We start from the raw sequence: 19,108 nt of genomic DNA, 5'->3' as shown, positions 1-19,108 counted from the left end.
TTCGCTGCTAATATATAGTTTAATCTTCAAATTCTTCTTTAAGAATGCGGACCACATCCCTAATGGTTTCCTCTTCCAGGTCCGTTCTTTTAATAAGGTCATCCACGTCTTGTTCAAGAACGCTGCGAGCGGTATCCAACCCTATTTTCTTGAATTCGTCAATGATCCATGCTTCTATCTCATCTGAAAACTCGGTCAGCTCCACATCTTCCTCTACACCTTCACGGAACACGTCTATTTCATAACCGGTAAGCTGTCCCGCCAATCTGATATTGTGTCCTCCTCTTCCAATGGCTTTTGAAACCTCCTCTGGCTTTAGGTATACCTGGGCGGTCTTTTTCTCATCGTTCAACTTTACAGAGGACACTCTGGCCGGACTCAATGCCCGGGTCACCATCAACTGGGGGTTGTTGGTCCAATTGATAACGTCTATGTTTTCATTGCCCAATTCGCGGACAATGCCGTGGATCCTTGATCCCTTCATCCCCACACAGGCTCCAACGGGATCTATCCTATCATCATAGGAGTCTACGGCAACTTTTGCCTTTTCCCCTGGAATTCTTACCGCTTTCTTTATAGTGATGAGACCGTCGAACACCTCTGGAATTTCCTGAAAGAACAATTGTTCAAGGAAAATAGGAGAGGTCCGGGACATGATAATGGATGGCTTATTGCCCTTGAGTTCCACACTCTCGATGATCCCACGAACGTTATCGCCCTTACGGAAGAAATCGGAAGGTATCTGTTTTTCCTTTGGAAGGATTATCTCATTTCCCTCATCATCCAATAGGATAATGGCCTTATGACGGATATGGTGCACCTCTGCCGTGTATATTTCGCCTTCCAAATCCTTGAATTGCTTATAAACGGTAGTGTTGTCATGCTCATGGATCTTGGAGATCAAATTTTGGCGGAGTGCCAAAATGGCCCTTCTGCCCAGATCCATCAATTTAACCTCTTCCGAAACGTCCTCGCCCACTTCAAAATCGGGCTCTATCCTTCTGGCTTCTGAAAGGGAGATTTCTTCATTGGGGTCTTCGACCTCACCGTCTTCCACTACAACCCGGTTCCTCCAAATCTCCAAATCTCCTTTGTCTGGGTTGATGATGATATCAAAATTATCATCAGAACCGAATTTCTTCTTGAGCGCACTTCGGAACACTTCTTCCAAAATGGCCATAAGGGTCACCCTGTCAATAAACTTATCGTCCTTAAACTCCGAAAAGGATTCGATGAGCGCTAGGTTTTCCATTTTTTGATCTTCAATTAAATTTTAAAACAACTTTTGCTTCCTTAATATCAGAAAAGGCGATTTCCTGCTTTTTCTGTACGGTCACTTTTCCCTTACCTGTGGGCTTGGGCTCGCGGGCCTTCCACTCCAAGATAATATTATTTTCGGTCACTTCGGCCAAGGTTCCTTCCTGTTCTCCCATGTCCGTTCTTACCTTCAGCTTTCTTCCTTTGTTCTTTTCGTACTGACGGGGCAATAGCAAGGGTTCGGTCGCTCCTGCCGAGGTCACTTCCAAGGAAAAATCCTCCTCTTCCCGATCCAAATTGTGCTCAATGGCCCGGCTTACTTCGATGCAATCCTGGAGGTTCACCCCTTCATCGCCATCCAAGACAACCCGTATGGTATTGTCGCCACTGATCGTAAAATCAATCAAAAACAAGGATGGTCGCTCCGCAAGCGCCTTGTTTAATAAGGATTCCACTTTCTCCTTTAGCATAAATCCAAGTAATAAAAGAGGGGACCCAAAGTCCCCTCATGAATACTTTATATATCCGTTCAGCGGTGCAAATATACGATAATTTCTACCGCAAATGCAACCCCAACCCCCACAAAAAACTTTGGCAGATCGGGAATTTGTTGGCCTACTAGGACTCGAACCTAGAATGACTGAACCAAAATCAGTAGTGTTGCCAATTACACCATAGGCCAATCGCTGTCGTCCGCCGAAACAGTTTCGGCTTTTGAGCGTGCAAATTTATAACAAACTTTGGTTTCGGCAAATAATTTCAGCAGAATAGAGCCTATTTTTCATTCTGCCCCGTGTTAAAGCTTTTGAAAAATTAAACGCCCTTCTGTACGATATTTACTAAATTCGCCCCAACTTGGTTAACCACGACCTTTATGTTTGCAACTAATTTTAAAAAATGGGATACCATTTTCGGATGGATATCCTTCACCATAGCTTTTTTGGTATATGCCCTGACCGTTGAACCAACAGGCAGCTTTTGGGATGCGGGGGAATATATCACCACTTCGGCCAAATTGCAGGTCGGGCACCCTCCCGGCGCACCACTTTTACAGATGATCGGGGCCTTTTTTGCCATGTTTGCCTTTGGCGACACCTCCAAAATAGCCCTTATGGTCAATGCGGTATCGGTAGTATCCAGTGCCTTTGCGGTTTTGTTTACTTTCTGGACCATAACCAATCTTACGCGCAAGCTGATTTCCAAGGAAAAGGCCCTTACCAACAGCAAGGCCATCGCCATATTGGGCAGTGGGCTGGTGGGAGCACTGGCATTCACTTTTTCCGATAGTTTTTGGTTCAATGCAGTGGAAACCGAAGTGTATGCCATGGCAAGTTTGATCATGGCGCTGTTGCTCTGGATGGGCATAAAATGGACCGACAACCTGGATGAGCCACGAGGTCATAAATGGCTTTTGCTCATTTGCTTTGTAATAGGCCTTACATTTGGAATACAGTTCATGGGATTTCTCGCCATACCGTCCATTGGACTGTTATTCTATTTTAAAAAATACAAAAAGACCAACGCCAAGAATTTTTTGCTGGCCAACATAGTGGTGGTGGCATTGCTCATGCTGGTCTATAAATTTTCCCTTACCTATGTGCTAAGACTTTTTGGATGGAGCGAGGTTTTCTTCATCAACGAAGTTGGATTGCCCTTCAACTCGGGTACCATCATAATGGGTCTGCTGTTCGTTATGGCATTTTACCTTGCCCTAAGGTATACCAGAAAGAATAATTTTCAGACCGGTAACCTTGTAGTATTGAGCGTCATGTTCCTGATCCTTGGATTTTCGTCGTGGCTTATGTTGCCCATACGGGCGAATGCCAACGTAGTGGTCAATGAAAACAATCCCGAGGATGCCCGTTCACTCTTGGCCTATTACAATAGAGAGCAATATCCCGGGGTGGAGAGTCCCTTTTATGGGGCTTACTATTCCGATACGTTTGCACCGGCAGGAGAGGACAAAGATGACCGTCCCAAATATGAGAAAGATGAAAAATTGGGTAAATATGTCATTGTAAACCATTACCAAAACGCCATGCAGGGACCCAATGAAAAGCACGTGGGTCCCCTGCCCCGAATGTGGAGCGATCAGCATGCCGAGAACTATATGCAGTATTTTGGGGTGCTGGACTTTCGAATAAAGTCCGAATACATTTCAAACAACGACCTGAGACAGGCCGTGGCACAATTTAAGGCGGCCCATCAACAGGGAGAGCTGGATACCGAGCAATACATCCGTTTTTTGCGTGAATTTTCGGAGTATATTGAAGTGGAGCCCCCCACATTGGGACAAAATCTGCGATACCTCTTCCAATTTCAGTTCGGCTACATGTATATGCGTTATTTTATGTGGAATTTTGTCGGAAGGCAAAACGATATGCAGGGCCGTTATGATGAAAACGGGCATTGGCTCAGTGGAATCGGATTTTTGGACAGTTTAAGATTGGGGAGCCAGGAAAACCTGCCTTCGGATTGGAAAAACAACAAAGCCAGAAACACCTATTTCTTTTTGCCCCTCCTTTTGGGAATCATCGGTTTGGTATTCCAGATCTCAAAGAATCCAAAACATTTTTGGGTGCTTTTTGTGTTTTTCATGTTCACGGGATTGGCCATTCAGTTTTACACAAACCCTTATATATTCCAGCCCCGTGAGCGGGATTATTCCTTGGTCGGTTCCTTTTATATATTCTGTATTTGGATTGGCATTGGGGTGTATGGCCTTTATGATGAATTTAAAAAAATACTTTCCGCCAAAATAGCAGCTCCGGCGATCACAACATTATGCCTGATTGCAGTACCGTTTTTAATGGCCTTTCAGAATTGGGACGACCATGACCGTTCTGGCAGATATACAGCGCAATCCACGGCAAAGGCCTATCTGGATTCCTGTCAGGAAGATACGGGCGCCATACTCTTCACCATAGGTGACAACGACACCTTCCCACTTTGGTATGTTCAGGAGATTGAAAACTACCGTACCGATGTCCGAATTGTGAACACCAGTTTGTTTGCCACAGATTGGTACATTGACCAGATGAAGAAAAGGGCCTATGAAAGTAATCCTATCCCTTCGCAATTGACGCATGACAAATACCGCTACGGAACCAGGGATGCAGTATACTATCAGGGAATTACGGATAGTCGATGGGATATCAAGGACTTTATGAATTGGATCGGGAGTGACAAACCCCAGACCAAGTTCCGATACTTGTTGGAAAAACGGGGAGCGGACCTTAGCGAGTATTCCGACAGCAATCTGGACATTGTATACTATCCCACCAACAAAATCAGAATCCCAGTCAATAAGGAGAATGTGCTTAAAAGCGGGCTGGTCAAGGAAAAAGATTCTGCACTCATCGTGGACTACATAGATATTGACCTGCCGCAGAATGCACTCCCCAAAAACCGCATCCTAATGTTGGACCTTATTGCGAACAACGACTGGAAACGCCCCATCTATTTCTCAGGGGGAAGTTTTGACCGGGCCGAATATATTTGGATGAAGGAGTACCTGCAATTGGATGGCTTGGTCTATAAATTGGTCCCCATAAAGACCGAGAACCAAAGCTCCTTTGAAATGGGCCGTATCGATTCGGAGCTCATGTACGATATTGTTAAGAAGTGGGATTGGGGCAATGCCGGAAGTGATGATATATACCATGATCCCCAAACCCGTTCACAGGGGCTGTCCTTCAGAAGCAATTTGGCACGTCTCAGCGAAACCTTGATTGCAGAAAACAAAATAGACAAGGCCAAGGATGTCATCAACATGGCAATGACCCATACCCCGGTGGAGCACTTTGGTTTTTATGCCTTTGTGGAACCTTTTGTGGACGGTTATTATAAGGTTGGGGAAAACCAGAAGGCCCGTGCACTCTATGAAAAACTGAAAAAAGTATACCAAGAACGACTGGAATACTATGCCGGTGTTCCCTTGGATGAGCAATACGAAAAAATCGATGATATTTTGGCCGATATGCAGGCCTATCGCAGGAACATCGATATCCTTATCGAAAATGATGATAGGTCGTTTGCTGAATCTGAGACGATGATTTTCAATGAATACATCGACAAATTTTCCCAATTCATGGGAGAAGAGGAGGATGCCTTTGAAGAATTGCCTGAATCCAATCCAGATTTGGAAGACTCCATACCCTTGGATACCTTAGAGGCCGAACAGGATGGTGTTATAGTGGAAGAGGAATGATAAAAAAAGCGAGGTTTTCGCCTCGCTTTTTTGTTAGATATATTCGTTCAAAATCCCGATAAGTGTATTGGCGTCCTGCTCACCGCTCTGCCGCCAGACCATCTCACCTTTTTTGTAGATCATCAACGTGGGAAGACCTTTGATTCGCAATGCCTGCGAAAGCTCCTTGTTTTTGTCCACATCAATTTTGATCACCTTTCCCTTATCACCAAGGGCAGCGGCAACATCGCGTAGCACAGGATGCATGGAAGTGGACTGTTCGTTCCACTCGGCGTAAAAGTCCAACAACACGGGGACGTTTACATCAATGAGTTCACCAAACTTAGACATAGATATTCTCTGGTTTACTAGCCAAAAGTAAGAAAATTTGTTAACGTTTTACAGCAAGTAAGTGTATTCGTAGCGCTACACAAGTTAAATTCACGTTAAACATTGTTTTGTACTACAGCTGTAAGATTTAAACCAATACCTATCAGCATTCCAAATTGGCTAGGAAGTCAATTTCATTTTGGCCAAAAAAGAAACCTCTTTGAGCCCTCATCAATCGCAATCAACGGAGAGTCTCAAGAAATGCCGGTTATTAATGACAATTATCATTCAATCCGGTATGGTTTGTAACTAGATTTGTCCGTGAAGAAATTCAGCAGTACTGACTGTTTGGACAATCGAGTGCTGAAAGTTTCAAGAATTAAAACCTCAACTTATGAAAAATTCCATCCTTCCCTTTTGTGCTTTTTTTATAAGCACCTTTATCTTTTCCCAGGCAGGACATATTATGCAAGGCGTGGGCTCTGTTAATATGTCAATGGGAGGTGCCGCTACCGCTCAACCCTTGGACATTGCAGGGGCCCTGCACTGGAACCCTGCTACGATCGTCACATTTGACGAAGATATCCTCAAACTTGATATCGGTCTTTTCTTTTCCTCTCCAGAATTGAGCTCAACAGTTCCAGAATTTGATGGTACAGGACAACCCACAGGCAACTTTTTCAGTGGAACAACCGAGGACGATCGAGGTGTATCGCCATTGCCCGCGCTTGCAGTGGTCTGGAGCAAACCTGATAGCAGACATACCTTTGGTGCATCTGCATTTGGTATCAGCGGGTTCGGGGTAACCTTTCCCGAAAGCACTTCAAATCCAATTAACATGCCGCAAAGCATGGGAGGCTTTGGTAGAATAGAATCGAACTATATCCTACTACAAATAGGTATGGCCTGGGCATATGAGATTACGAATGAATTTTCCATTGGCTTGCAACCTACTATTAACTATGCATCCTTGGAACTCATGCCCAATCCCACTGCCAATCCAACCCAAGCGGGATATCCAAGTACCGATCCATCTTCCGCCCTAGGTTTTGGGGGGCAGTTAGGTGTGTTCTACAACGCTCCATGGGGGTTCAAGGCGGGTGTTTCATATAAAACCACCCAATACTTTGGTAATTTTGAACTTGACAACACCTATTTAGACGGTTCCCAAGGGACCAACTCCTTTAATTTGGACTATCCGGCCATTCTCTCTTTTGGGCTGGGTTATTCTTTGGGTAACATTGACCTAGCCCTGGATTACAGAATGGTGGACTATGAAAATACTGATGGCTTTTCAACGGCGGGGTGGACACAGCGTGCATCAGTTGCCGGTTTTGGATGGGAAAACATAAACATCATCTCCGCGGGAATACAGTACAAGGCAATAGACAAACTGCCATTACGAGTAGGATACACTTACAGTTCCAATCCAATCAATAGCGAGGTGGCCTTCTTTAACATTCCAGCAACGGCAATTATAAAAAATGCCTTTCAGTTAGGTATAAGCTACGAAGCCAGCGAAAGGCTGACCCTTGACGCTCTTTATCATTATGGAACAAGCGGGGATGCCACATCCGGTCCTATATTGAATCCCCAGTTTATCCAAAGTTCTCCTCCATTCGGCGCCATTCCTGGCTCAGACGTTTCATACGATATGACGACCTCCATGTTTTCCGTCGGAGCATCACTGAAGCTGGGGAATAAATAGCAATGGCATTTTTCAATCATGAAAAAGCACCGATTAAAATCGGTGCTTTTATATATAATATATTGTAATTCCATCGCATATTAGGCCATTCCCTTCTTCTTTAAGGTAATCACGGAGATTTCTGGCCAAATGCCCACACGACCTGGATAACCTATAAACCCAAAGCCCCGGTTCACGTTGATGAACTGACCCAGTTCCTTATAGAGTCCCGCCCAGTACTTGTATCGCCATTTTACAGGGCTCCATTTTACCCAGCCCGGAATCTCCACACCAAACTGCATGCCGTGCGTGTGCCCGCTCAGGGTAAGATGATAGTGGTAATCGTCATGCAATGCAATGTCCTCCCAATGGGAGGGATCATGGCTGAGCAAAATTTTGAAATCATCTTTGGAAACACCTTCCTTGGCCTTTTCTAAATCACCGGCCTTTTTGAAACCACCCCGGCCCCAATTCTCGACACCGAGCAAAGCTATTTTTTGGCCGTCACGCTCCAAATACCGATTGGAATTCAGAATCAGGTCGAAACCGATTTCCTTTTGTACTGCTTTCAGATCTTCTAGATTCTGCGCTTTGGCCTCCTCCGTTTCCCATGTGGTATAATCCCCATAATCGTGGTTGCCCAGAATAGAGAACATACCATCCTTGGCCTCCAGTCGGGCAAAAGTCTCTTTCCAAGGAATCATTTCATCGGTCCGGTCGTTGACCATGTCCCCGGTAAAAAAAATAACATCACTTTTTTGTTGGTTGATCAGGTCAACGCCGTAGGCCACCTTGACCGCATCATCAAAACTTCCGCTGTGCACATCCGATATCTGGGTTATCTGATATCCATGAAAGGCTTCCGGTAAATCATCAAATTCCAATTCGTATTTCAGTACTTGATAATTATATTTTCCACGGTACATACCATAAAGCAGTGCTCCAAAGGGGATGGATGCCAGCCCTACCGCTATGGCGCTTATGAATTTTCTACGGGCTGGAAGATGTCCGTTTTCCGGATGGGAAAATCCTGAAACCTTGTTATATACGAAGGCGAATCCGCGACCAATATCCTCCAGCAACATAAAAGACCCCAAGACCCCGCCCAAAAGGAAAAAGGCAAAAAACACGCCTGCTGCAACGGCAACAGAGCCCCTAAAACCATCGCCTGGGGTATAGGCCAACACCTTCACGATTAAGAACAACAATGCCCCTAAAAAAAAGATACCATAGGCCCAATTTGCCCATACACTCTTGAATAGGGTTCGGAACGCCTGGAAGCCATAAATGGCCATGACGATGTAAATTATGGAAAGAACGATTACAAATCGTGGCATATCAATTTTTCTGCAAAAGTATCGCTAAACTACTGAATTAAAGAGGATTTTAAATTTATTTAACGGTCTGTACAATATGACGTACTTGCTCAACATTTGTTACCGCAACTTCACCCTCCACCCAATGTTTGGAGGAATTCATGTTGATTTTTTCGGTAACATCTATATAGTTTACAAAAAAAGTTCCTGAAAGATGAAGGGCCCGTAAACCCGCTTCCATAAATTTTTTGGCATTATCTCGATTCACTCCTCCCCCCGCCATAAGGGTCATTTGGGTTTGGGATTGCCACATATTTAGCTGCTCCAAACCTTCCAATGCAGTGTTCTGCATTCCTGAGGTCAATACCGTATCCACTCCAATGGTCTCCAACATTTTTAGAGCACTTTCTGGGTCCGAAATCCAGTCAAAGGCCCTGTGAAACGTAAAATGTAAAGGCTTGGAAAGTTCCACCAATTGTGCTGTGCGTTCCACATCCAGTGAAAAATCGTCCCTCAACACCCCGGAAACGATACCTTCAACCCCCATTTCCTTGCATTTTTCAATATCGGCCTTCATCACCTCAAATTCTGTATCGGAATAGGTAAAATGTCCACTGCGGGGCCGAATTAGCACATGTATGGGGATGTTCAATTTCTTCCTTACCAATGCTAGTACTCCAAAAGATGGCGTTACTCCCCCAACGGCCAATTCCGAGCAAAGCTCAATTCGGTCCGCCCCAGCATTTTGAGCATTCAGCGCTGATTCCAACGAATTGGCACAAACTTCTACAAGCATATTGCTATATTTATGGCCCTTAAAAATAAACATCCATTTCCATGGAAAGACGCAAGTTCCTAAAAAATTCAAGCCTGGGAACGGTAGGAATCGTATCAGCCTCCGCCTTGGCTTCCTGCAAGACTGAAAACAAACCTGAAGCTCCAATGACCATTTCAACACCCATAAGGCCCATTACCGTATGCACCTGGAACTTTCATAATGCCACTGCCAAGGCCTGGGAAGTGTTGAACTCAGGAGGCACTTCTTTGGATGCCGTGGAACAGGGCGTGATGGTTGAGGAAGCCGATGTAACAAACGAAACCGTAGGCAAGGGCGGCAGGCCCGACCGTGACGGCAACGTTACTCTCGATGCCTGCATCATGGACAAGGATGGCAACTGCGGTTCCGTGGTCTACCTTCAAAACATAGTACATCCCGTTTCCGTGGCCAGAAAGGTCATGGAGGAGACCCCCCATATCATTTTGGCAGGAAAAGCTGCTGAAAAATTCGCTTATGAACAAGGATTCCAAAAAGAAGATCTATTGACCGAAAGTACCCGAATGCAATATGGGGAGTGGCTAAAAACTTCAAAATATGAGACTACCATCAACATAGAGAACCACGATACCATTGGCATGCTCGCCATTGACAAGAATGGGGACATTGCCGGAGCTTGCACCACCAGTGGTATGGCCTATAAAGTGGCTGGTCGTGTGGGGGATTCACCGATTATCGGGGCCGGTTTGTATGTGGATAATGAAGTGGGCGGTGCCACTGCCACAGGTGTTGGTGAAGAAGTCATCCGCACCGTGGGCAGTTTTTTGATCGTGGAACTCATGCGACAGGGAATGAGCCCCCAAGAAGCCTGCGAAGAAGGGGTGAAACGAATCATGAAGAAGAATGAAGGCCGCAAGGATTTCCAGATTGGGTTTTTGGCCATCAACAAACAGGGGGAAACCGGTGGTTACTGTGTGCATCCAGGATTCACGTATCGAGAGTATACGGAAAATGGTCATGATAACAAGGAAGTAAGCAGTTTTTATGAATGAAAAACAAGACCGCTGCGCTACTAGACACAAGAACCAAAATGTCTTGACTCTTGACTCTAATTTCTTGTGTCTTTCAAACAGCAATTCGTACTTTTAAAACCTGCCTATTGCACATTGCTTATTGTTTATTGAACATTGCTAATTGATAACTGAACAACATGTCCGACCAAAAACGACTTTTCCTGCTTGATGCCTATGCTCTAATTTTCCGTGGCTACTATGCCTTGATCAAAAACCCCCGAATCAATTCCAAAGGCATGGACACCTCTGCCATCATGGGATTTATGAATTCCCTTTTTGATGTGATCAAACGGGAACAGCCCGACCATTTGGCAGTGGCATTCGACAAGGGTGGCAGTGTGGAGCGCACGGACCTTTTTGAGGACTACAAGGCCAATCGGGATGAAACTCCCGATGCCATTCGCATCGCAGTGCCCTATATCCAAAAAATATTGAAGGCCATGAAAATTCCTGTGGTCGAATTGGAAGGCTACGAAGCCGATGACCTTATAGGCACCTTGGCCAAGCAGGCAGAAAAAGAAAACTATAAGGTATTTATGGTGACGCCCGATAAGGATTTTGGCCAATTGGTCAGCGAAAACATTTTCATGTATCGTCCGGCGCGAATGGGCAATGGCATTGAAATTTGGGGTATTCCCGAAGTACAGAAACGTTTTGGTGTGGAACGACCCGAGCAGGTGATCGACTATTTGGGGATGATGGGCGATACCAGCGACAACATTCCGGGCCTGCCCGGTGTCGGCGATAAGACGGCCAAAAAATTCTTGGAGGATTTTGGGTCCCTGGAAGGCTTGTTGAGCAATACGGACAAGCTAACGGGCAAAATGAAGGAGAAGGTGGAGGAACATGCCGAGCTGGGCCGACTTTCCCGCCAATTGGCAGAAATAAAGACCGATTGTGATGTGACCTTTCATGCCGAAGATTATGAAATGTGCCCTCCCGATGCCGAAAAAGTACAGGAAATTTTTGAGGAACTCGAGTTCCGAAGGCTCAAGGAACAGTTCATCAAGATATTTTCGGGTGAGGCCGAAGCGGGTCCCCAGGTCACCAGTACCGAAACCGCAAAACAGGAGGCCAAAGTGGCAGGTAGCGGACAGTTTACACTTTTTGGAGGCGATCCCACCGAAGCACCCGCTACCATAAAGGATATCAACAGTAGGCGAACCATTGCCGATGTGCCCCATTTCTATCAGACTGTGCAGCAGGGTTTGGGTTTGGACCTCTTCCTGAAAAAATTGATGGAGCAGCCCTCCGTCTGTTTTGACACGGAGACCACTTCCATCAATCCGTTGGAGGCCGAATTGGTAGGCATTGCCTTCAGTTGGGAAGTTGGCAAGGGGTTCTATGTGCCCTTTCCCGAAGGGAAAAACGATGCCATGCCATTGATTGAAAAATTGCGCCCCTTCTTTGAAACCGAGTCCATTGAAAAAATTGGGCAGAACCTAAAATACGATATCAAGGTGATGCAGAATTACGGCGTTGAAGTCAAGGGGAAACTGTTCGACACCATGTTGGCCCATTACCTCATCAACCCCGATATGCGACACAATATGGACGTACTTTCCGAAACCTACCTCAACTACACCCCGGTTTCCATCACCGAACTCATCGGCAAAAAAGGAAAGAACCAGCTGAGCATGCGTGAAGTTCCCCTGGAAAAACAGACTGAATATGCTGTGGAAGACGCTGATGTAACCTTCCAACTTTCACAAAAGTTCAGGCCCGAACTAAAAGAGGCCCATACCGATAAATTGTTTGAGGACATTGAAATTCCACTGCTTCGCGTGCTGGCGGATATGGAACGTGAGGGCATCAACCTGGATGAACATTTTCTAAAGGAACTCTCCAAAGAATTGGATGCGGACATCAAGAATCTGGAAACCAAAATCTATGAGCAGGCCGGGGAGCAGTTCAATATTGCTTCCCCCAAGCAATTGGGCGACATCTTGTTTGACAAGCTGAAGCTGGTGGACAAGCCCAAAAAGACCAAAACGGGACAATATTCCACCGCCGAGGATGTACTTTCCTATTTGGCCAAGGACCATGAGATCATAAAAAATGTACTGGAATACAGAGGGCTCACCAAATTGAAGAGCACCTACGTGGACGCCCTCCCCAACGAGGTACAAAAACACAGTGGGCGGGTGCATACCGATTATATGCAGACCGTGGCCGCCACGGGACGTTTGAGCAGCAACAACCCCAATTTACAGAACATCCCCATCCGTACCGAACGGGGCCGTCAGGTTCGTAAGGCTTTTATTCCAAGGGATGAAGACCATGTGCTGCTTTCCGCAGATTATTCACAGATAGAACTACGCATCATTGCGGCCCTGAGCGAGGAAGACACCATGATCTCTGCCTTTAAGAATGGGGAGGACATTCATGCGTCCACAGCATCAAAAGTGTTCAACGTGCCTATTGACGAAGTGACCCGGGAGCAGCGTAGTAATGCCAAAACGGTAAATTTCGGGATCATTTATGGCGTTTCGGCCTTTGGGTTAAGCAACCAAACGGATTTGAGCCGTACCGAGGCCAAGGACCTTATCGATACCTATTACAAAACCTATCCCAAACTACGCAATTACATCAGTGAACAAATTGATTTTGCTCGGGAACATGGCTACGTACAGACCGTTTTGGGCCGTCGTCGCTATCTAAAGGACATCAATGCTGGCAACCAGGTGGTGCGCGGGGCGGCGGAACGCAACGCGGTGAATGCACCCATTCAAGGGAGTGCGGCGGACATCATCAAAATTGCTATGATCAACATCCACAAAAAGCTTTCCGAAGGAAAGTACAAGACCAAAATGCTCTTGCAAGTGCACGATGAATTGGTGTTCGATTGCTACAAGCCCGAGTTGGAAACCATGAAGGAACTTATCAAAACTGAAATGGAAAGTGCCTATGATTTGGCGGTACCCTTGGATGTGGAAGTGGGGGTTGGCGAAAACTGGTTGGAGGCGCATTAAGCATCGATAAGGCATAATTTTTGATTTAATGCCAACATGGAAAAACATATAAAATTTGCGCTTCTATTGTTCTTGACCAACCTCCCTATTGGTTGCGATTCCTCATCAGAAAATAGTCAGGATGGGACCTATGGGAAACTTTCTGGTCCTATGGTCTTTTCCAGTAAATTTATAAAACATCGGTCTGAACCAAATTTTGGATTGATTTACCTTGACGAAATCCCAAATTTCAGTGGCCTAATTGAGAGAATGCAACTATTGTCATGCGAAGACAAGTATACTGGCCTTTTTTTTCATTTAAATGATACCTTATACCATCAATTTGGCCATACAGATTGCCCAGATAGAAATATTATTTCCTGTTATTTTAATCGTAATTCCATCCATATTAAAAATGATTCCTTAAAAAATTTCTCTGCGGATTACAGGGCCCTTTATCCCATTTCCAGCCTAAGTGACCAACTCAAAACCATGAAGCATATTGATCACTTTGACTCCTATGGGCAAGCGGTCCTAAAGCAAGTTTTGGTCCATCTATTTATAGAGGACAAATATCCCATGTTAAAGACCAAGGAGACCCTTGCCTATATCGAAAAGCAATTTACCAAGGCCAATGCTGAAATGGGTGAAGGGTACTATCGGTATACCATACTTTTTGAAACAACGAGTGTTTTGGATTTACTACCTCCACCACCTCCACCACCTCCAGCGGTTGAAGATTAGAAAAATTGAAATAAACTAGGCCTTTGGTAGAGGTCTTATCATTCGCAATCAACACCAAATTATTCTCAAGCCTTGTTAAAATTACCTGTATACAGCAATAAAAATCAAGAGTATGCACCCCATAAATTGGCGAAAAACATATCCAACAATTTTATACCTTCAATTCACTTTTTAATAAGGTACAAAAATGATCCATCCAGATACGGAGTTAAAATTTATCAATGGTGAAATTGGCTATGGCGTAGTGGCCACGAAATTTATCCCTGCGGGGACCATCACTTGGGTTTTGGACAAACTAGATCGGGAATTTACCCCGCTCGAGCTCCAGGAAATGAACCCCATCTATCAAAACATTTTGGACACCTACACCTTCCGCAACAACAAGGGCAACTACATCCTCTGTTGGGACAATGGGCGGTATGTGAACCATAGTTTCAACTCCAACTGCCTTACCACGGCCTACGATTTTGAAATCGCCATTCGCGACATTAGACCCGGCGAACAACTTACCGACGATTATGGCTACCTGAACATCCCTCTGCCCTTTAGGGCAGCGGACGAGGGCACCCGGAGGAAAGTTGTATATCCGGATGACCTGTTGAAATACTACAAGGTCTGGGACAACAAGATCAAAAAGGTCTTTGGCCAGATCACCAAGTTGGAACAGCCCTTGGAATCCATTCTACCGGAAGGCATGTGGTCCAAAATAGAGAACATCACCCATGGCAGGGAAGAAATGGAGTCCATCCTCAATAATTTTTACAATGGTAAGGGTGAGGAAAGTTCCCCTTGACCATTGGACTCTTTCTGATCTCAATACATTTCATTGTATCTTAGTGGGGCAACCGTTAATCCATTATTTTCACTTATGAAAATCCATTTGCTTTCCCTCACCACCCTTCTTTTGATATTCCAATTGGCTTATGCCCAGCAAAGTTCAAAATCCGATCAATTAGATGCCATGATCGAAAAAGGCATAGAAGATTGGAAAATCCCCGGTTTAGCCGCTGTGGTGGTGCAAGATGGTGAAATCGTTTTCAAGAAAACCTACGGAGTAAAAAATTTGAACACCAAGGCTCCGGTGGATGAGCACACGCTGTTTACCATGGCGAGTACTACCAAGGCAATAGTGTCCATGGCATTGGGCATTTTGGTGGATCAAGGAAAACTGAAGTGGACGGACAAAGTGCGGCAGCACCTACCTCATTTTAAACTTTCGGATGCATTCATCACCGAGGAGGCCCGTGTACAGGATTTGTTGACACACAATTTGGGCATACAACAGGCCGATTTGCTGTGGGTGCTGGACAGCACCTCCACTAAAAAGACGATTGAACGATTTGCGTATTCCCCAAAAACCTACCCGGTCCGAGGTGGTTTTGATTATAATAATATAATGTATGCCATCGCTGGTGAGGTTATTGAGGCCGTGAGTGGGCAACATTGGACGGATTTTGTACGAGAAAACATCTTCGAACCCATTGGTATGAAAGATGCCGTTGCTAAATCGGGGGATATATTCAAAAAAGGAAATTACACTACCCCCTACCTCAACGACATTGAAGATGGCATGGTAACCATCGACTATAATCTTTCGGACCAAATCGGCGCCGCGGGAATGATCTGGGCCAGCCTATCCGATATGGGCAACTATCTGAAATATTTGGTCAACGATGCAGCGGTCGGGCAGGATACCATCCTCAGCAAGTCCACGTTCGATTATCTTTTTAAACCGCACAGTTTTGTTACCGATGAATCGTTCTATCCCACACAGCAATTGACCAAACCGCATTGGAAAACCTATGGTTTGGGATGGTTTCAGCATGATTATCGGGGTGAGAAACTCGACTTTCATACCGGCAGCATAGGAGGTTTAGTTGCCATTTGCGGCATAATTAGAGATAAAGATTTGGCCGTTTATGTTTTTGCCAACCTAGATCATGCCGAGCTGCGCCACGCCATCATGTACAAGGCCATGGACCTCTTTGCGTTTAATGACGACAGTCGGGATTGGCACAAAGAGATATTTGATCTCTATGCCGGTTTCCGGGAAAAACAAGTGGAGGATTTGAAGAAAAGCAAAGCTGAACGAGTCTCTGGAACCAGCACCACATTGCCTTTACAAGCCTACGAAGGCACTTACGAGCACTCCATGTTGGGGCAGGTCCATATAAGATCATCGAATAATGGTTTTGATATGGATTTCAACAATTTTTTTAAATTATCCGCCTACCATTGGCATTACAACGCGTTCAAGTCTACCAAGGCAAATCCTTTTCATGCCGTGATGGATTTCAATTTTCAAATTGGAACTTCAGGGAAAGTGGCCTCGTTGGAAATATTTGGGGAAACCTTTGTCAAGACAAAATAAAAAAGGCACCTATTTGGTGCCTTTTTCCATTATTTTGCGGGGTCAGGATTAGTAACTATTCGCCCATCGGGGTCTTTCATACTTCTTGGCAAACCAGCTTTGAAGTGTCCGCAGGTGACGTTTCCATTGAAAAGGAACCAAATCAAACCATAATTTAAGCTCAATGGTCCCCTCTTTTTGAATCGAAAAACCATTTTCGATGGTGAAATCCAAATGGTCCAATTGATTTACATGTTCTTCACTCCCATCGGCACAGGTCAACAAGTTGCCATAACGCTTGAAATGAAATCGCAATGCTGTGTAGTCCCTTGCAGGAAGATTGACCAGGCCTCCCAAGCGTGTGAAATGTCCTGATCCCATTCCTTTAAAAGTGACCGCATTGTCTTCGGGAAATTCCTGGATCAAATATTCCCTTCCTTCCGAGTCAACGGCACTGAAACGGAAAATATTGAAGGTCATTTCAGCAACATTTCCGTTCTTAATAACTTCATTTTTTAGAATTAATTCCTTGGCAGGCCTTCCTTGGGCCTCCCATCCGGCAAACAAATCAAAAGTGAAAGGAACTGTTTGCCATTTATTTGGATATACTTTGTTATTCTTCATAATACGTTGTATTTAAAATACGGTGCAAAATTGCGAAACTTAATAAGTCCCTACTTCCATAGAATTCACCAGTTTCTATGCTATTTTACCTTTTATGTCCATTTTTTTTATTTTTTGTGTTAATATTTTACAAAAACATTCTTCCTTACCTTTGGATGGCATATCCTTGACCAACCTATGAAAGTCAATTATTTCTTTTTGCTCCTCGCCCTTTTGGCAGAGATAGTCGGGACGGTGGGCGGTTTTGGTTCCTCGGTATTTTTTGTCCCGTTGGGCAATTTCTATTTTGATTTCCACTCCGTACTGGGCATGACCGCTATTTTTCACCTGTCGAGCAATCTCAGTAAAATCTTGTTGTTCAAAAAGGGATTGGACAAGATGCTTTTGCTCTATATTGGAGTGCCTTCTGTTTTATTTGTAATTGTGGGTGGATTTCTCTCCAAACTGGTCCAAACTGCAATGCTGGAAATTGTTTTGGGCATATTTTTGGTGGCCTTTGCCCTACTTTTTCTCATCAAAAGGGAAATTATCGTCCTTCCAAATAAAAGAAATGCAGTTATCGGCGGTACACTCTCTGGGTTTTCGGCAGGTTTGCTGGGTACTGGTGGTGCCATTCGCGGGCTTACCATGGCGGCCTTTAACCTGGAAAAGAGTGCCTTTATAGCCACTTCCGCCTTTATCGACTTTCTTATCGATTTTTCCCGCACATTTGTGTACTATGGCAACGGGTATATCGGAAAACAGGAGCTCACCTACCTTCCCTTTCTATTGGTCATCGGTTTTGTGGGCACCTATTTGGGAAAACGGATTTTGGTCCACATTCCACAAGTTGTCTTTATACGGCTAAGTCTGTTGTTGATCCTGCTCATTGGCCTAGCCACACTGGCCCAATTGGCAGTGAAGTACTCCCAATAAAAGCCAAAAGTTTATCGCACAGGACTTTGAACAAAAAAAGGCATCCAATTGGATGCCCTTAATGATCTTACTATTCGTTTTTGATGTTTACCAGCCCAAGGCCAGTTTCAGTTTTGACTTTTTCTCTTTTTTCACAAGTTCTTTCCTTGCATGCTTCTCGCTTTCCCTCAAACGGGCTTCCTTCTCAATATGGGCAAACAGTTCCATTGAAAAAGGATACGTCTGCCATATATTCGGATAATGAACAAGTTTTTTCATATTTTCACTTTTTTGATAAATGAATAACAAAATTCCGACTTGTTCCAGGGTCCGAAAATGACTGTATTTGCCATTTTCTATGCTATTTTAACCTTGAAGGGTTTTTTTAACAGTTCTTTGGGATAAAAGGTAACAACAGGAAGGAAATTAGCTGGTACGGTCACTACCCAACACTATAATTGTCACCAATGAGGTCCAAAACCTTTAAAAAGGTCTCAAATTCGCTTACATCCAGATTTGCAATGGCCTGTTTGCGAAGTCGCACGGCATGGGGCAATACTGCATCGATTACCTCTCGGCCCTCCGGGGTCAACTCCAATTTGAATCTTTTTTGGTCGCCATTAAAACGGGTTTTGTTGATCCAACCCTTACGTTCCAGTCCCCCGATAACCCTTGACGTGGTGGCACGATTTCGAAAATTGCTTCGTACAATGTCACGTTGGCTTGCTTCTTCCCCTAATTCGTAAATCCGGTGCAGAATCACCCACTGTTCAATGGTCATGTCCACACCTACCTCATCAAACTTGCGCAGATAGGCATCCTGGACTTTCCGAAGCACCAGGTCCAAATGCAGGCCTATTCCCTGTATTTCATCAATTTGACTTAGCATATTCTGTTTTTGATCATTTCGAATGAATG

16 protein-coding genes and 1 tRNA gene are annotated in these 19,108 nt (G+C 44.7%); 8 read left to right on the top strand and 9 right to left on the bottom strand.

The features are described from left to right. Positions 1-19: 19 nt before the first annotated feature. The 3 genes from nusA to K7G75_RS05365 all read right to left on the bottom strand — a co-directional run bounded on the left by nusA (position 20) and on the right by K7G75_RS05365 (position 1,939). Entirely contained in the window at positions 20-1,252 is a 1,233-nt protein-coding gene (gene nusA, locus K7G75_RS05375) for a transcription termination factor NusA (RefSeq protein ID WP_222983188.1), read from the bottom strand. 10 nt (positions 1,253-1,262) lie between these two features. Beyond that, positions 1,263-1,727, bottom strand: a complete 465-nt coding sequence (rimP, locus tag K7G75_RS05370; RefSeq protein ID WP_222983187.1) for a ribosome assembly cofactor RimP — start codon at positions 1,725-1,727, stop codon at positions 1,263-1,265. A gap of 140 nt (positions 1,728-1,867) precedes the next feature. Next, a tRNA-Gln gene (locus K7G75_RS05365) sits at positions 1,868-1,939 on the bottom strand. Between the two features lie 192 nt (positions 1,940-2,131). Here K7G75_RS05365 and K7G75_RS05360 point away from each other — a divergent pair. Further along, positions 2,132-5,467 carry a glycosyltransferase family 117 protein gene (locus tag K7G75_RS05360; RefSeq protein ID WP_222983186.1) on the top strand — a complete coding sequence of 1,112 codons (3,336 nt, stop codon included), beginning with the start codon at positions 2,132-2,134 and terminating at the stop codon, positions 5,465-5,467. Between the two features lie 33 nt (positions 5,468-5,500). Here K7G75_RS05360 and K7G75_RS05355 read toward each other — a convergent pair whose 3' ends face one another. Next, entirely contained in the window at positions 5,501-5,797 is a 297-nt protein-coding gene (locus K7G75_RS05355) for a thioredoxin family protein (protein ID WP_116185038.1), read from the bottom strand. 373 nt (positions 5,798-6,170) lie between these two features. Here K7G75_RS05355 and K7G75_RS05350 point away from each other — a divergent pair, with 373 nt between their 5' ends. Further along, entirely contained in the window at positions 6,171-7,484 is a 1,314-nt protein-coding gene (locus K7G75_RS05350) for an OmpP1/FadL family transporter (protein WP_222983185.1), read from the top strand. Between the two features lie 80 nt (positions 7,485-7,564). Here the strand turns inward: K7G75_RS05350 and K7G75_RS05345 are convergent, their stop codons facing one another. Together K7G75_RS05345 and K7G75_RS05340 are read right to left on the bottom strand one after the other, a co-directional pair. Next, positions 7,565-8,800 (bottom strand): metallophosphoesterase, encoded by a 1,236-nt coding sequence (locus K7G75_RS05345; protein ID WP_222983184.1) that lies wholly within the window; start codon positions 8,798-8,800, stop codon positions 7,565-7,567. A gap of 55 nt (positions 8,801-8,855) precedes the next feature. Next, positions 8,856-9,575: a copper homeostasis protein CutC gene (locus K7G75_RS05340; RefSeq protein WP_222983183.1), complete on the bottom strand. Its 720-nt coding sequence runs from the start codon at positions 9,573-9,575 to the stop codon at positions 8,856-8,858. A gap of 41 nt (positions 9,576-9,616) precedes the next feature. Here K7G75_RS05340 and K7G75_RS05335 point away from each other — a divergent pair, with 41 nt between their 5' ends. From K7G75_RS05335 to K7G75_RS05315, 5 genes are all read left to right on the top strand, one after another. Beyond that, positions 9,617-10,606 (top strand): isoaspartyl peptidase/L-asparaginase family protein, encoded by a 990-nt coding sequence (locus tag K7G75_RS05335; RefSeq protein ID WP_222983182.1) that lies wholly within the window; start codon positions 9,617-9,619, stop codon positions 10,604-10,606. Between the two features lie 158 nt (positions 10,607-10,764). After that, the gene (gene polA, locus K7G75_RS05330) at positions 10,765-13,599 is read left to right on the top strand and encodes a DNA polymerase I (protein ID WP_222983181.1); all 2,835 of its coding nucleotides are present in this window, start codon (positions 10,765-10,767) and stop codon (positions 13,597-13,599) included. Between the two features lie 471 nt (positions 13,600-14,070). Next, complete coding sequence (locus K7G75_RS05325; protein ID WP_222983180.1) at positions 14,071-14,322, top strand: hypothetical protein; 252 nt, start codon at positions 14,071-14,073, stop codon at positions 14,320-14,322. Positions 14,323-14,509: 187 nt separating this feature from the next. Continuing rightward, positions 14,510-15,115 carry an SET domain-containing protein gene (locus tag K7G75_RS05320; RefSeq protein ID WP_222983179.1) on the top strand — a complete coding sequence of 202 codons (606 nt, stop codon included), beginning with the start codon at positions 14,510-14,512 and terminating at the stop codon, positions 15,113-15,115. 75 nt (positions 15,116-15,190) lie between these two features. Next, complete coding sequence (locus tag K7G75_RS05315; RefSeq protein ID WP_222983178.1) at positions 15,191-16,693, top strand: serine hydrolase; 1,503 nt, start codon at positions 15,191-15,193, stop codon at positions 16,691-16,693. A 48-nt stretch (positions 16,694-16,741) separates the two neighbouring features. Here the strand turns inward: K7G75_RS05315 and K7G75_RS05310 are convergent, their stop codons facing one another. Continuing rightward, positions 16,742-17,296, bottom strand: a complete 555-nt coding sequence (locus K7G75_RS05310; RefSeq protein ID WP_222983177.1) for a hypothetical protein — start codon at positions 17,294-17,296, stop codon at positions 16,742-16,744. 177 nt (positions 17,297-17,473) lie between these two features. Between K7G75_RS05310 and K7G75_RS05305 the strand changes: the two genes are divergently transcribed. Next, entirely contained in the window at positions 17,474-18,211 is a 738-nt protein-coding gene (locus tag K7G75_RS05305; protein ID WP_222983176.1) for a sulfite exporter TauE/SafE family protein, read from the top strand. An 87-nt stretch (positions 18,212-18,298) separates the two neighbouring features. On the opposite strand, the gene K7G75_RS05300 is transcribed toward K7G75_RS05305, so the two are convergent. Together K7G75_RS05300 and K7G75_RS05295 are read right to left on the bottom strand one after the other, a co-directional pair. Next, a complete protein-coding gene (locus K7G75_RS05300) occupies positions 18,299-18,469 on the bottom strand; it encodes a hypothetical protein (protein WP_222983175.1) in 171 nt (56 codons plus the stop codon). A gap of 163 nt (positions 18,470-18,632) precedes the next feature. Next, positions 18,633-19,079 (bottom strand): MarR family winged helix-turn-helix transcriptional regulator, encoded by a 447-nt coding sequence (locus K7G75_RS05295; RefSeq protein ID WP_222983174.1) that lies wholly within the window; start codon positions 19,077-19,079, stop codon positions 18,633-18,635. Between the last annotated feature and the right edge of the window lie 29 nt (positions 19,080-19,108).

The sequence above is a fragment of the Flagellimonas meishanensis genome (genome assembly GCF_019880545.1).
In the GTDB taxonomy this organism is placed as follows: domain Bacteria; phylum Bacteroidota; class Bacteroidia; order Flavobacteriales; family Flavobacteriaceae; genus Flagellimonas; species Flagellimonas meishanensis.
This window is presented reverse-complemented; position numbering and strand designations above follow the sequence as displayed.

Excerpts from the sequence above, each read along its gene's own strand:
- nusA (WP_222983188.1), bottom strand. The coding sequence starts at position 1,252 with ATGGAAAACCTAGCGCTCATCGAATCCTTTTCGGAGTTTAAGGACGAT.
- rimP (WP_222983187.1), bottom strand. The coding sequence starts at position 1,727 with ATGCTAAAGGAGAAAGTGGAATCCTTATTAAACAAGGCGCTTGCGGAG.
- K7G75_RS05360 (WP_222983186.1), top strand. The coding sequence starts at position 2,132 with ATGTTTGCAACTAATTTTAAAAAATGGGATACCATTTTCGGATGGATA.
- K7G75_RS05355 (WP_116185038.1), bottom strand. The coding sequence starts at position 5,797 with ATGTCTAAGTTTGGTGAACTCATTGATGTAAACGTCCCCGTGTTGTTG.
- K7G75_RS05350 (WP_222983185.1), top strand. The coding sequence starts at position 6,171 with ATGAAAAATTCCATCCTTCCCTTTTGTGCTTTTTTTATAAGCACCTTT.
- K7G75_RS05345 (WP_222983184.1), bottom strand. The coding sequence starts at position 8,800 with ATGCCACGATTTGTAATCGTTCTTTCCATAATTTACATCGTCATGGCC.
- K7G75_RS05340 (WP_222983183.1), bottom strand. The coding sequence starts at position 9,575 with ATGCTTGTAGAAGTTTGTGCCAATTCGTTGGAATCAGCGCTGAATGCT.
- K7G75_RS05335 (WP_222983182.1), top strand. The coding sequence starts at position 9,617 with ATGGAAAGACGCAAGTTCCTAAAAAATTCAAGCCTGGGAACGGTAGGA.
- polA (WP_222983181.1), top strand. The coding sequence starts at position 10,765 with ATGTCCGACCAAAAACGACTTTTCCTGCTTGATGCCTATGCTCTAATT.
- K7G75_RS05325 (WP_222983180.1), top strand. The coding sequence starts at position 14,071 with ATGAAGCATATTGATCACTTTGACTCCTATGGGCAAGCGGTCCTAAAG.
- K7G75_RS05320 (WP_222983179.1), top strand. The coding sequence starts at position 14,510 with ATGATCCATCCAGATACGGAGTTAAAATTTATCAATGGTGAAATTGGC.
- K7G75_RS05315 (WP_222983178.1), top strand. The coding sequence starts at position 15,191 with ATGAAAATCCATTTGCTTTCCCTCACCACCCTTCTTTTGATATTCCAA.
- K7G75_RS05310 (WP_222983177.1), bottom strand. The coding sequence starts at position 17,296 with ATGAAGAATAACAAAGTATATCCAAATAAATGGCAAACAGTTCCTTTC.
- K7G75_RS05305 (WP_222983176.1), top strand. The coding sequence starts at position 17,474 with ATGAAAGTCAATTATTTCTTTTTGCTCCTCGCCCTTTTGGCAGAGATA.
- K7G75_RS05300 (WP_222983175.1), bottom strand. The coding sequence starts at position 18,469 with ATGAAAAAACTTGTTCATTATCCGAATATATGGCAGACGTATCCTTTT.
- K7G75_RS05295 (WP_222983174.1), bottom strand. The coding sequence starts at position 19,079 with ATGCTAAGTCAAATTGATGAAATACAGGGAATAGGCCTGCATTTGGAC.